Consider the following 13,055-nt stretch of genomic DNA (forward strand, 5'->3'; position numbering starts at 1 on the left):
AGCGCTTCTTTGACGATTCTAATGCGCACTTCTTCTTTCCACTTCTTACCGCCCATCCCGATCATCTCCCTTATCCCCAGTTTAAATCATTGTGGGATGGGACTCCAATTGGATTAGGGGGCCTAGGAGAATATACACGATTCTACCGTGTAACTCGGGCGATTCCGGGCTCCGAGAGTCGCAGATACACGATTTTACCGTGCATCTCGCTCGGCTCCGCCCCTGAGCAACACTGTTACACGATTCTACCGTGTATCTCGCCCGAATCCGGCCCCGCGCAGCGCAGATACACGATTCTACCGTATAACTCGCTCGAATCCGGCCTCGCGCGGCGCAGATACACGATTCTACCGTGTATCCCGCCCAAATCCGGCCTCGCGCTGCGCTCTCGCCCGATTCCGCCGCGCATCTGACGCGAACCCGGCCGCGCGGAGCCCGAGCCGCATCAGTTCCCGCCCCCGTCGAACGGGAACAGCAGCTTCTGGTTTTCCGGCGTGTACATATTCGCCTTGGTGACGACGATCGAGTCCGTGTACGTGACCCGGTCCGCTCCCTTGGGCTCGGTGCGCCGGAGGGCGGCCTTCACGCCGAGATAGCCCATGTTGAACGGCTTCTGCACGATGAGCGCGCTCATGACGCCGTCCTCGAGCAGCCGGATCTCGTAGACGGAGCTGTCGAAGCCGATCAGCTTGATCCGCCGGTCGCCGGCCTCCTCGATAGCGCGCGCGGCGCCGAGCGCCGCAATCTCGTTCAGCGCGACGACCGTGCCTGGCGGCTCCGGCATGCCGAGCACCGCCTTCATGATCGCGTACGCCCGATCCTCCGAGTCTTCGCTGTAGTACACCTGCGTCGCCCCGCCGGCGTACTGGCCGACCGCTTCCTTGACGCCGGCTTCGCGTTCGGCGGACACGCGCGAGCCCGCAAAGTTGCTGACGATCGCGACGCTCGGATGGCCGCCGTCCGCGAGCTGCGCGGCCAGCTCTCCCGCCTGCCTGCCGGCCTCGCGGTGATTGTTCAGCACCGACACCGGCGCCTTGCCGGTCGCCAGCGGCATGTCGATGGCGACGACGCGGATGTCGGCGTCGCGCAGCTTGCGCACCGCCGTCGCGACGCGCTCGTCGTCGACGGGCGCGATCACGACGGCCGACGGCTTGCGCGCGAGCGCCTCCTCGAGCAGGCGGACCTGCGTATCCGCGTCAGTCTCCTGCAGCGGACCTTCGATCTCGATCGAGGCGCCCGCTTCCTTCGCCGCAGCCGCGGCGCCTGCGCTGACGGTCTGCCAGAAGCTCGAGCGCGCGTTGCTGGACTTGAGGATGACGAGGACGGACCGGTCCTCCCCCGCTGTAGAGTAATAGAGCTTGATATAGAGGCCGGCGCATACGACGACTGCCGCCAGCAGCAGCGTCAGCGCCACGGTATATCGATGATTGCGCATGAATCGGATGTCTCCCCGGCCGATGAGCGAGCTAGCCGCTCACCTTCGGTATTTTAATGGTGATGCAGGTGCCTTCCTCCAGCTCGCTGCGGATCGAGATGCCATACGAAGGACCGAAGAACAGGCGAATCCGCTCGTTCACATTGCCGATGCCGATTCCTTTGGCGAAGCCGGCATCCATAGGAACGGGACTCCATATTTTCTCGATCGCCTCGTCCGTCATGCCGACCCCGTCATCCTCGACCTCGAATACGATCGCATCGCCCTGTTCCTTGCCCCGGATGACGATCGTGCCGCCCTCGGGCTTGTTGCGGATGCCGTGATAGATCGCGTTCTCCACGAACGGCTGCAGCAAAATCTTGAGCGTCCTGTAGGGCAGGATGGCGTCCTCGAACTCGATCCGGTAGGTCAGCTGGCTGGCGTACCGCATCTTCTGAATCAGCATATAGTTGCGTATATGCTCCAGCTCCACGCGGATCGGGACGAGCTCCTGGTCCTTCGTGATGCTCGCGCGGAACAGTCGGGCGAGCGCCGACGTCATCAGCACGACCTCCTCATGCTGCTTCTGCTCGGCCATCCAGACGATCGAATCCAGCGTATTGTACAGGAAGTGCGGGTTGATCTGGGATTGCAGCAGGGCCAGCTCGCTTTTGCGCTTGTTCTCCTGGGTGGAGATCACCTCGTCCATCAAATTTTTAATTTGACCGACCATCATGTTGAACGTGCGGCTGAGCTGCCCGATCTCGTCCATCTGCTGGACCGGCGCCTTGACCTCGAAGTTGCCTTTCTCCACGAGCCGCATGCTGCGCTGCAGGTTGCGGATCGGCCGCGACAGGCGGTGCGAGAGGGCGACCGAGATCAGGAGCGCGACCGCGATGCCGAGGAGAGAGATGAGCAGCGAATTGCGCAGTGTGCTCTTGTAGCCGATCAAGTCGCCCGCATAGGCGACGCCGACGATTTTCCAGCCGATATTCGTATCCTGCACCGAGTAGAAGCGCCGGCCGTCCTCGTCGCTCACGGCGAAGGAGGTGCCGCTTTTCGCGTGCAGGACGTCCTGGATCCGTTCGCTCCGCAGATTGCTATAGATGAGCTGCTGCTGCGGATGATAGACGATGTTGCCTTCCGGATCGACGATGAATACGTATCCCTTTTTGCCGAGATCGATCTGCCTGCACAGGTCGCTCACGACGCTTAAGTTCAGGTCCACGAGAAAGATGCCGTCGGCCGTAATCCCGTCCGTATTTTTGAGCTCGCGGGAGAGCGACACGACCCACCGGTATTCGTTGCGGATGATGTTCTGCACATGCGGCGCCGAGATGACGGACTTGCCGCCCGCCTGCTGCGCGCCGATATACCACGATTGCCGCTCGGGCGGCGCGTTCGGATTGAGCGTAGTGATGCGCCGGTCGCTGACGTATCGCCCATTGTAGCCGAACACCATGATCGAGGCGATGTCGCCGCGCGTGTACAGGATCGATTGGAACAGATCCGAGATGCGTTTTTCGTACGGCCTGCGCTCTTCCTCGGTTATGAAGCTGTCGCTCGTAATGTAATATTTGACATCCTTGCTCGTCATGGCGAGCAGCGAGATGTTCTCCATATTGTCCACGTACGATTGGATATTCGTGTTGACCTGCTTGATGATCTCCTCGATATAGTTCTCGGAGTTGTACCGGACGGCGCCGGCGGACAGCCGATAGCTGATCAAGGTCGTGACGGCGATCGTCACCAGGATCAGGCAGGAGAAGGCGACCGCGATGCTCGACTGGATGCTCTTGAGCGGAAATACCGGCAGGAACGTCCTGAATTTGCGAACCATGTCAGCGCGGCTCCTCTCCGGCCGACCGGTCGCGGTAGTCCCGGGGCGTCAGTCCCGTATGCTTTTTGAACAGCAGGCTGAAGTAGTTCGGGTCCGCATACCCGACCTGTCCCGCGATCTCGTAAAACTTGAGCGCCGTCGTCCGCAGCAGCGTCTTGGCCTTGTCCACCCGCACGCGCGTCAGATACTCCACAAACGTCTCGCCCGTATGCTGCTTGAACATCTGGCTGAAGTAGCTCGTGCTCATCAGGACGTGGCGGCATATCTCCTGCAAGGTCAGCTTGTCGCTGGCGTAGTGGGCCTCGATATAATCGGTTGCTTTGGCGATCTGCTCGCGGCTGTACCGGTTGCGGCTGCTCGCGGCCGCATCGGCCATGGCGACGACGATGCTCTTGAGCCATATCTCGATCTCGTCGAGCGTCTTGAAGCTGTAGATGTCTGTCAGCCAAGGCGGCCAGGCCGCCTGCCCGCCGGATTCGCCGGATTCGTCGGATATGCCCATCTCCTGCGCGGCGTCCATCAGCGTGAGCACGAGCTTCTGCATGTGGAGAAAACAAGCCTCGATCGGCAGCCGCGACGTCTTGAGCTCGCGCACGGTGTCCTCAATCAAGGCATGGGCCTCGTCGGCGGAGCCAGTCCGTACCGAAGCGGCCAGACGGCGCCACCCGTCCTGCGGCGGCGCCGCTGCCGTCTCGCCCTCGAGGTCGGCGATGCCGAGCACGCGATTCTTGCCCAGCAGGAAACGGTAGTCCAGCGCGGACAGCGCGCCGCGGTAGGACAGCGGCAGCTGCTCCGCCGAGGCGCAGCACCTCCCGACGCCGACGGTCAGCGTGAACTTCAGGAACTTGTCCACATGATGCCGGAGCTCCTCGGCGATGCCGAATGCCTGCTCGTACAAGCTGCTCTCGTCCTCATGCCCGTACAGAATCGCGACCATGCGTTCCTCCCGCGTGCGGAACAGCAGGACGTCGCTTCTGTTCTGGACCGTCTCTTCGAAAATATTAAACGCGGCGAACCGCAGAAACTCGGCGTCGTGCGCGTCGCTGTAATGCGTATCGCGATCTCCGAAGTCGTCGATGTCCGCAGCCATAACCAGATACGGCCCCGTGGCGGCAGGGAGGCCGAAGTAAGCGAATCGCTCGTCGATCTCGGGCCGGGACAGGCCGAGCGCGACGAGACGCTCGAGGAACCGCTCCCGCAGCAGCGGCAGGCTCTGGTTCAGCTGGCTGCGCAGGCGGCTGAGATCCTCCCGCCGCTCGGTCTCCAGGTCCATCTCCCGGCGCACCTTGTCCAGCAGCTCCCGGATCTCCGCCGCCGTGATCGGCTTCAGGATGAAGTCGGACACCTTGAGCCGGATGGCCTGCTGCGCGTATTCGAACTGATCGTAGCCCGTCAGGATCAGCACTTTGATATAAGGGTAATTCGCGGCGATAAGTCCCGTCAGCTCGAGACCGTCCATGAAGGGCATGCTGATGTCGGAGATGACCAGGTCGGGCCTCGCTTCGCCGATCGCATCCCAGGCTTCGCGCCCGCTCGCATAGTCGCCGACGAGCTCGAAGCCGTGCTTTGCCCAATCGATCGTATTTTTCAAGCCGTCGCGGACGACGGCCTCGTCGTCGACGAGGATGACCTTGTACATGCCTGACCTCTCCTTACGCGTTATCCTCGCTCTCATCATAATCGAAGTCTTGGCGGAGATGGGATATTTTTTGCCGTAAATATTTACTATGGCATGCCGTGTTGCGGCGAAGACGACGGCATTCAATTGCGACGGAACGAAGCCGATGATACAAGGAGGCGAACCTGAAGTTAAAACGGAGGAGTGCAATCGTTTGAGAAAAAAAGCATGGGCTTCGGGAGCGGCGAGCATCGCCGTCCTGTTCGCGGCAGTCGCATCCGCTGCCGGCGCCGAAGGCGATCAGGGGTCTGCGCCCGCGGCGTTCCGCGATGTCCCCAAGACGCACTGGGCATACGCGCCGATCCTCGCAGGCGCCGCGAAGGGCTATTTGTCCGGCATGCCGGACGGCAGCTTTAAGCCGGGCGACCCGGTCACGGCCGCGCAATTCATCAAGATGACGCTCATGTCGCTGACGGACGACGAAGCCGGGTTTCCCTGGTGGAGCGATTCGCAGCTGGCCCTCGTGCCATGGTGGAACCGGATGCGGCTAAGCGAAGGGACGGACAGCTTCGAGCAAGGCAAGCCTTGGTACGAGCATTACGTCAATACGGCGCGCAATCTCGGCATCGTCCTCGGAGACGAGTTCAAAGGCAGCTACGACAAGCCGATTACACGAGAACGGGCCGCTCGCATATTGGCAGGGCTCGATTCCTATTTTCACACGCATGTCATTCGGGCGTATGCGATGATTGCCGGGCCGCAGCTGCTGAAGGACTTTGGCAAGGCCGACGGGTATCTTGCAGAGTACGTCGGCGACGTCGCCGTGCTCGGCATCATGAACGGCGACGCGGCAGGCTATTTTCATCCGAAGTCGTTCATTACCCGGGCCGAGGCGGCCAAGATCTGCCTGCTGCTCGCGGATGCGAGCCTGCGGGCCGCGCCGCAGGTCGATCTGTCCGCGCATCCGGTCTCGCTCGTGCCGCTGCCCGGGTATGACGACCTTGTGTTCGTCTTCGACAGCTGGCGGATGAAGAAGGTGTACGACGCGCTGCGCGAGCGCCAGCAAGACTATCCCGGCACGACGGACGCTGCCGCGGGGACGCTGTCATACTACGAGAACGAAGATCTGAAGGAGAAGACGTTCAGGAAAACGATGTTGATCGACGATATCGGCAGCGACGACGTTTATTTCGATTGGAGCTATAGCGCGTCGGACGGATCGTTTTACCTGAGCGCAGCCATCGACAAGAAGAAGCTCGGCCGGGCGGGTCCCGGGATTCGGCTGGCGCTGAATCTGATCTACGACGACCCTGCCGCCGCCAAAGCGGCTAACGCCGAATTCGTATCCGCGATCGAAGCGCGAAGAGCGGGCAAGGCGGTATCGTATCAGAAGACGATCGGAGGCGCGCTGCTGCGCGTCAACGGATACGTTCAGTCGGTGCAGATGGAGATTGTGATGCCGAAGTAACCGCGTTGGAACGCTTGTCGGCTTGCCGAGGCCGTGCGTTCCGTCAGGCCGGCTAATCGTCCTCTGGCGCGAATCCGCGCAGGCGTGGTATGATTTCTGTAGCAAGCGTTATCGTGGCGAAGAACGCCCCCGGCCGACGGCCCTCTGTCAGCCGGGGGTTCATTTTGCGATAGAGAGGAAGAGCGCAGTTGAAGACGCTGGTCATCGCGGAGAAGCCTGACATGGGCCGCAATATCGCCGCCGTCATCGAGCCGAAGGCTCAGAACAGACGCGCCTATCTTGAGGGAGAGCAATATATTATCACCTGGGCGATAGGTCACCTGATCGGGCTGGCCGAGCCCGACCTGTACGACGACAAGTACAAGAAGTGGCGGCTCGGCGATCTGCCGATCATCCCGGAGCACTTCAAGCTGCTGCCCAATCCCCGGACCAAGGACCAGCTGGAGACGATCCGCGACCTTGCCAAGCGCTGCGACCGGCTCGTCAACGCATGCGACGCGGGGCGAGAGGGCCAGCATATTTTTTCCTTGATCCAGCGCCATCTCGGATTGTCCCAGCCGGTCAAGCGGCTGTGGATCTCCGACCTGACGGCCGAGACGATCCGCAAAGGGTTTGCGGAGCTCAAGGAAGGGGCCGAATACGACAATCTCACGCGGGCGGCGCGGGCGCGCAGCGAGGCGGATTGGCTGATCGGCATGAACGGCTCGCGCGCCTTCACGACACGGCACAACGAGCTGCTGTCCGTGGGCCGGGTGCAGACGCCGGTGCTCGCGCTCATTTACGACCGCCAGGTCACGATCGAAGCGTTCGACTCGCTCAAGTTCTACGAGGTGTCCGCGCAGTTCGTCCAGGGCGAGACCGAGTACCGGGGCTTGTGGCAGGGCGACCGCATTACGGATGCGGACAAGGCGAAGGCGATTGCGGACAAGGTTCGGGGAAAGGAAGGCCGGCTCGCGAGCTACGAGGTGAAGGATACGAAGGAGTATCCGTGGCGACTGTACGATCTGACCTTGCTGCAGCGCGAGGCCAACGGCAAGCTCGGCTTTTCCGCCAAGAAGACGCTTGACGTCGCGCAGGCGCTGTACGAGAAGCACAAGGTCATTACGTACCCGAGAACCAACTCGAACTATGTGAACAACGAGAATATTCCCGAGATGCACAAGGCGCTGGATGCGCTGCGCGGCACGGAATACGAAGCGATCGCGGCCGGCGGCAGCAAGCGGCTTGTCCATACGGGCAATCGCGGCGTCTGCAACCCGGCCAAGGTCGAGGACCACCATGCGATCATGCCGACGGCCAAGAAGGCGGGGGCGCTCGCGCCCGACGAGCGCAAGCTGTACGATATGATCGTGCGGCGCTTCGTCTCGCACTTCTATCCGCCGGCGGAGTTCAAGGTGCACACGGTGCTCACGGAGGTAGCGGGCGAGACGTTCAAGACGACCGTCAAGCAGATGATCGCCAAGGGCTGGAAGGTCGTGTACGACGACGCGTCCGGCGGCGGCACCGCATCTGGAGGCGGCGCGAAGAAGGGCAAGGCGGATGCGCCCGCGTCCGGCAAGGATGATGACGCCGAGGAGGGGCGCGGCGAAGAGGTGGAGACGAGCGGGGACTTCTCGCTGCAGGCGGAGGCGCCGGTGCAGTGCGTCGAATCCGAGGCCAAGGAAAAGGAGACGCAGCCGCCCAAGCCGTACACCGAGGGCACGCTGCTGAAGGCGATGGAGAGCGCGGGCAAGCAGATCGAGGACGAGGAGCTGCGCGACGCGATGAAGGACTCTGGCCTCGGCACGCCGGCCACCCGCGCGGCGACGATCGAGCGGCTGAAGCAGGTCGGCTACGTGGAGATGCAGGGCAAGCGCATCGTCATCACGCCAAAGGGCCGCTCGGCGATCCGGCTGATTCGCGGTGCGGGGGTCGAGCTGCTGGCCTCGCCGGAGATGACGGGGCAGTGGGAGCGGCGGCTCGCCGAGATCTCGCGCGGACAAGCGTCGGCCGATGTGTTCATGGCCAACGTGCAGAAGTTCACGCGCCTGATCGTCGACAAGGTGCGCGTCCAGCCGCCGGCGGCGAAGGAGGCGTTCGCGCGGCCGGAGCCGGCGGCAGCGCGCGGACGCGGGCGGGCCAAGGGCGGCGCAGCGTCCGGCGCGGGCGAGGACGCCGAAGGCCGGCGCGGCAGCGGCAAGCGCGCGGCGACGGCGGCGGGCGGCGGCGAATCCGCGGCCGCGGCCCGGGGAACGGGCAAGCGCGCGGGCGCCAAGCGGGCGCAGGCGGCGGACGCTGCAGGAGCCGGAGCGGGACGTTCGAGGCGCGCCGCAGGCGCCGCTGCGAACGGTTCCGCAGCGCCCGCAGCGGCGCCTGCGGCCGGGCCGGGCCGTGCCGGCGGCACGCGCACGGCGCCGGGCGCTGCGGTCTCGGCCGCCGCGCCGCCGAGGCCGGCCACGATCGCCAAGTGCCCGCGGCCCGGCTGCGCCGGTTCGATCTTCATGGGCCGCAAAGGCTACGGCTGCAGCGAATACAAATCCGGCTGCGGCTTCGTTATCTGGCGGGACAGCTACGGGGCGACGCTGGACGACCGGCTGGTCGCCGAGCTGATCCGCGCGGGCCGCACGCCGCCGCTTCGTCTTCAGGACGAAGCCGGCAGTCCGCGCGAGGCGCGGATCGTGCTGGAGGACGTCTCGACCGGCAAGCTCAGGATCGAGCCGTGACGCGCAGCCGTCCCCGCTCGTTCCATCGACTTTAATCATACGGAGGGAATTTATTATGCAAACCAAATATGCCGGCATCGGCGCAGTCATCGCCGGTCTTGCCGTCGCCTTCGGCGCGTTCGGCGCGCATGGGCTCAAGGACACGCTGTCGGATCATTACCTGGAAGTCTTCGAGACCGGCGTGCGCTATCAGATGTACCACGGCCTCGGCATCTTGCTGATCGCGCTGCTGTCCGATCGGCTGCCGTCGGCCAAGCTGACGCGCTGGTCGGCCAGATTGCTGCTTATCGGCACGGTGATTTTCTCAGGCAGTCTGTATATACTGGCGCTCAGCGGCATAGATTGGCTGGGCGCGATCACCCCGCTCGGCGGCGTAGCGTTCCTGGCAGGCTGGACATGCCTGGCCTTGGCAGCGTTCAGAGGCGGCCGCGCATCATGACCCAAGACGGCTCTTGCCGTCTTTTTTGACGTTTGGCACGCTCTCATTTGGAATAATGATGTGCGAATGGTAGGTTTGCACTATAATAATACTTATAGCAAGCCACTCACGTACCATCTTCCATGCGAAAGGGGCCGCGTAATGAACCATTGGAACCATGCAGCAGCGCTCACGTTCGCCATATGCACAGGTGTGGTGCTTATCGCCTGGGCTGTCGGGTACGGGCTGCTGCGCCGGGAGCGGCTGCGCGCGCGGGCGATTGCCGATGCCGTTCAGGCCGATTGGATGAACCTGCTGGAGCAGAGCCCCATCTCGCTGACGATCATCAACCGCAGCGGCATCGTCGAGAGCATCAGCAGGCAGCTGCTCCCTCTGCTCGGGACGAGGGCCGAGCAGGTGTTCGGCCTTCACTTTCGCGAGATCATGCATACGGATTCCGCCGGTCAAGCCGCCGACATCTTCGCGCGGACGCTGGGCGGGGAGCACTGCTCGGCGGATATCAAGCTGCTGCGCGCGGACGGCGCCGCCATCGAAGCGCATGTCGAGACGAGCCCTTACCTGCGCGGAGGCGTCGTCGCGGGGATCGCCGTATTCACGCAGGACAATAGCGATCACAAGCGCTCGATAGAGCGCATCCGCTATATGGCCTATTACGACGATATGACAGGGTTGCCGAACCGCCGCTACTTCATGAATCGTCTGGGCGAACGGCTCGCAGCCGCGGCGCGGACCGGGAGCCGTACCGCCGTCTGGTATATGGACATCGACCGGTTCAAGCTCGTCAATGCCTCCTACGGACGGGACTACGGCGATATGCTGCTGCTCCAGATTGCGGAGCGACTGACCAGATGGTTCCCCGATACGGAGAACATCGCACGCGCCGAGGGCGACGAGTTTATCGGACTGTTCGCGGACTTCGAGCACGACGACGAGGCGCTGGTGCAGATCAGAGGTTTGATGAAGCAATTCGAAGCGCCGTTCGAACTCGGCGGCGTCACGCTTCATGTGACGATCAGCGTCGGTCTCGCGACATGGGACGGGGAAGGCGCCGACGCGGATGCGCTGCTCAAGCGGGCGGATACGGCGCTCCACAGGTTGAAGGAAAACGGCCGCAACGGCTGTCTTCTTTACGACGCATCCTTCGAGAACACGGCGCTCAACAAGCTGACGCTGCAGCATGAGCTGATGGAAGCGATCGGCCGCCAGCAGTTCCTGCTGTATTATCAGCCTCAATACGATCTTCGCAGCGGCGCGCTGGTCGGCTTCGAGGCGCTGGTCAGATGGCAGCATCCGGAGCGTGGCTTGGTGCCTCCTTCCCAGTTCATCGCCGCGGCCGAGGAGAGCGGGCTGATTGTCGAGCTCGGGGATTGGGTGCTGCTCGAGGCTTGCCGGCAGAACCGGGCTTGGCAGCGTGCCGGCCTGCCCGCCTACCCGATCGCCGTCAATCTGTCGATCAGGCAGTTCGCGCAGCCCAATCTGGTCGGCCGGATCGCCGAGATTCTCGACGAGACGAAGCTTGCGCCCGCCTATCTCAAGCTGGAGATTACGGAGAGCATCGCGATGGATGTCGAACGCGCCACGACCATTCTGGAGTCGCTCAGCGATCTGGGGGTCGGCATCAGCGTGGACGACTTCGGGACGGGCTACAGCTCGTTCAACTATCTTAAAAGACTGCCTATCGATTATTTGAAAATCGACCGCTCGTTCGTCAGAGATATTCATCAGGATCCGAACGACCGGGCGATTGTGGCCGCGATTATCGCCATGGCGCACAATCTGCAGATCGGCGTCATCGCTGAAGGCGTCGAGACCGAGGCCCAGGTGCTGTTCCTTCAGCAGCATGCCTGCGACGAGATGCAGGGCTACTATGGGAGTCCGCCGCTCCCGGCCGAGGAGGTCGGACTGCTGCTGCAGCGCGGCCACGGTCTGACGCTGTCCGGCAACGACGACAACGCCGCAGCCCTCTAGGGGCTGCGGCGTTGTCGTCGTTGTTGTAGCGCTTGCACGGTTGCCGACCGTTATTCCGCAAAGTCGTCGATCTCGTTCAGCCGGAAGGAGTACACGCTCTTCTCGTCCACATGATAGACGGTCAGCAGCTCATTGTCCGGATCAAAATTCACAACCCGGCACGGCACGCTGAACTTCTCGCCTTTGGGCTTGTTCACCGTGACGCGGATCAGGCGGGAGGTCTTGATATAGTTGCGAATTCGGGCGTCCAGCGCATCGGTGAGCACCTGATGCTTGGACTTCGCTGCGGCCAGTTCCTTCTGAATCGCATCGCCGAGCGCGATGCCGGATTGAATGCGGAAGTCGGCATAGCCTGCGGCGTTCAACGGCTTCAGCAGCTTTTCCAGCGCTTCTCCATTGGTATGGCCGCGGACCATGATCTCCACAGAGAATAGATAGGATTGTTCTGGGCTGCTTCCTGAAGCTTTAGTCATAAGATGCCTCCTATCTACTTGTAGCTGTATATCTGACGCATTGCTTTAATAGGAATAATATATCATGAATGATGCGGTATCCATAGTATTTATTTAGGTACTAGTCTATAGCCGTATAGGTCACAGGGCGCATATGTTGTACTTGGGAGTCCTGTTGCTTGCCACCCCATGTCCGCTGGAGGTGATCAAGGTGATGAAGCTCGTACCGATCGATATTGACGGATATACGGCGCTGGGCGTCGAGGTGCTGCTCCCGAAGACGACGCTCCTCGCCGTGACGGCCGGCGACGGATACATCATGTGCGGCGCGCTGGACGTCGGGCTGCTGAACGACAAGCTGAAGGACAGAGGCATTCTGGCCGGCAGAGCCGTCGGCGTCAAGACGCTGGAGCAGCTGCTGGACGCGCCGCTCGAATCGGTCACGCATGAAGCCGAGCGCGCCGGCATCGTGCCCGGCATGCAAGGGCGCGCAGCCGTTGCACGGATGGCGGCGATGTCCGCGAGCCGCCCCTGATCGTCGCCCCTGTATAGCCTGTGATATTGCGAGCTCCCCCATGGAGCCGCAGGTCACAGGCTTTTTTCAATATGTTGTGGGCGAGACCCGGGATAACGATGTGCGACATCCTTATTTGCTCGAAGATCGGCCTGTGGCCCGGGATAACGATGTGCGGCATTCTTATTTGCTCGAAAATCGGACCGTGACCTGGGATAACGATGTGCGGCATCCTTATTTGCTCGAAAATCGGACTGTGGCCCGGGATAACGATGTGCGGCATTCTTATTTGCTCGAAAATCGGCCTGTGGCCTGGAATAACGATGTGCGACATCCTTATTTGCTCGAAAATCGGACTGTGGCCCGGGATAACGATGTGCGGCATCCTTATTTGCTCGAAGATCGGACTGTGGCCCGGAATAACGATGTGCGGCATTCTTATTTGCTCGAAAATCGGACTGTGGCCCGGGATAACGATGTGCGGCATCCTTATTTGCTCGAAGATCGGACTGTGACCCGGGATAACGATGTGCGGCATTCTTATTTGCTCGAAAATCGGACTGTGGCCCGGGATAACGATGTGCGGCATCCTTATTTTAGCTTAGGCCCCGATGGCTGCAGTTGTTTGCTCATGCTGCGG

Annotated in this window: 9 protein-coding genes; 5 read left to right on the top strand and 4 right to left on the bottom strand. The window is 62.1% G+C overall.

Annotated elements, in window-relative coordinates:
• Positions 1–445: 445 nt before the first annotated feature.
• Genes VQ071_RS10680 through VQ071_RS10690 form a run of 3 tightly spaced genes read right to left on the bottom strand, consistent with a single transcriptional unit; the run spans position 446 to position 4,893 of the window.
• Positions 446–1,435 carry a substrate-binding domain-containing protein gene (locus VQ071_RS10680; RefSeq protein WP_340513989.1) on the bottom strand — a complete coding sequence of 330 codons (990 nt, stop codon included), beginning with the start codon at positions 1,433–1,435 and terminating at the stop codon, positions 446–448.
• 31 nt (positions 1,436–1,466) lie between these two features.
• Complete coding sequence (locus VQ071_RS10685) at positions 1,467–3,254, bottom strand: sensor histidine kinase (RefSeq protein WP_340513990.1); 1,788 nt, start codon at positions 3,252–3,254, stop codon at positions 1,467–1,469.
• 1 nt (position 3,255) lies between these two features.
• A complete protein-coding gene (locus VQ071_RS10690) occupies positions 3,256–4,893 on the bottom strand; it encodes a response regulator transcription factor (protein ID WP_340513991.1) in 1,638 nt (545 codons plus the stop codon).
• Between the two features lie 193 nt (positions 4,894–5,086).
• Between VQ071_RS10690 and VQ071_RS10695 the strand changes: the two genes are divergently transcribed.
• From VQ071_RS10695 to VQ071_RS10710, 4 genes are all read left to right on the top strand, one after another.
• Complete coding sequence (locus VQ071_RS10695) at positions 5,087–6,340, top strand: S-layer homology domain-containing protein (protein WP_340513992.1); 1,254 nt, start codon at positions 5,087–5,089, stop codon at positions 6,338–6,340.
• 188 nt (positions 6,341–6,528) lie between these two features.
• Positions 6,529–9,042: a type IA DNA topoisomerase gene (locus VQ071_RS10700; RefSeq protein ID WP_340513993.1), complete on the top strand. Its 2,514-nt coding sequence runs from the start codon at positions 6,529–6,531 to the stop codon at positions 9,040–9,042.
• 55 nt (positions 9,043–9,097) lie between these two features.
• The gene (locus VQ071_RS10705) at positions 9,098–9,481 is read left to right on the top strand and encodes a DUF423 domain-containing protein (RefSeq protein WP_340513994.1); all 384 of its coding nucleotides are present in this window, start codon (positions 9,098–9,100) and stop codon (positions 9,479–9,481) included.
• 141 nt (positions 9,482–9,622) lie between these two features.
• Positions 9,623–11,449: a putative bifunctional diguanylate cyclase/phosphodiesterase gene (locus VQ071_RS10710; RefSeq protein WP_340513995.1), complete on the top strand. Its 1,827-nt coding sequence runs from the start codon at positions 9,623–9,625 to the stop codon at positions 11,447–11,449.
• A 50-nt stretch (positions 11,450–11,499) separates the two neighbouring features.
• On the opposite strand, the gene VQ071_RS10715 is transcribed toward VQ071_RS10710, so the two are convergent.
• Positions 11,500–11,922 carry a hypothetical protein gene (locus VQ071_RS10715; RefSeq protein ID WP_340513996.1) on the bottom strand — a complete coding sequence of 141 codons (423 nt, stop codon included), beginning with the start codon at positions 11,920–11,922 and terminating at the stop codon, positions 11,500–11,502.
• 190 nt (positions 11,923–12,112) lie between these two features.
• Between VQ071_RS10715 and VQ071_RS10720 the strand changes: the two genes are divergently transcribed.
• The gene (locus VQ071_RS10720) at positions 12,113–12,436 is read left to right on the top strand and encodes a YunC family protein (protein WP_340513997.1); all 324 of its coding nucleotides are present in this window, start codon (positions 12,113–12,115) and stop codon (positions 12,434–12,436) included.
• The last annotated feature ends 619 nt before the right edge of the window (positions 12,437–13,055 follow it).

Source organism: Cohnella sp. 56, from assembly GCF_037963805.1.
GTDB lineage: Bacteria > Bacillota > Bacilli > Paenibacillales > Paenibacillaceae > Cohnella.

Excerpts from the sequence above, each read along its gene's own strand:
- VQ071_RS10705 (WP_340513994.1), top strand. The coding sequence starts at position 9,098 with ATGCAAACCAAATATGCCGGCATCGGCGCAGTCATCGCCGGTCTTGCC.
- VQ071_RS10690 (WP_340513991.1), bottom strand. The coding sequence starts at position 4,893 with ATGTACAAGGTCATCCTCGTCGACGACGAGGCCGTCGTCCGCGACGGC.
- VQ071_RS10710 (WP_340513995.1), top strand. The coding sequence starts at position 9,623 with ATGAACCATTGGAACCATGCAGCAGCGCTCACGTTCGCCATATGCACA.
- VQ071_RS10715 (WP_340513996.1), bottom strand. The coding sequence starts at position 11,922 with ATGACTAAAGCTTCAGGAAGCAGCCCAGAACAATCCTATCTATTCTCT.
- VQ071_RS10685 (WP_340513990.1), bottom strand. The coding sequence starts at position 3,254 with ATGGTTCGCAAATTCAGGACGTTCCTGCCGGTATTTCCGCTCAAGAGC.
- VQ071_RS10680 (WP_340513989.1), bottom strand. The coding sequence starts at position 1,435 with ATGCGCAATCATCGATATACCGTGGCGCTGACGCTGCTGCTGGCGGCA.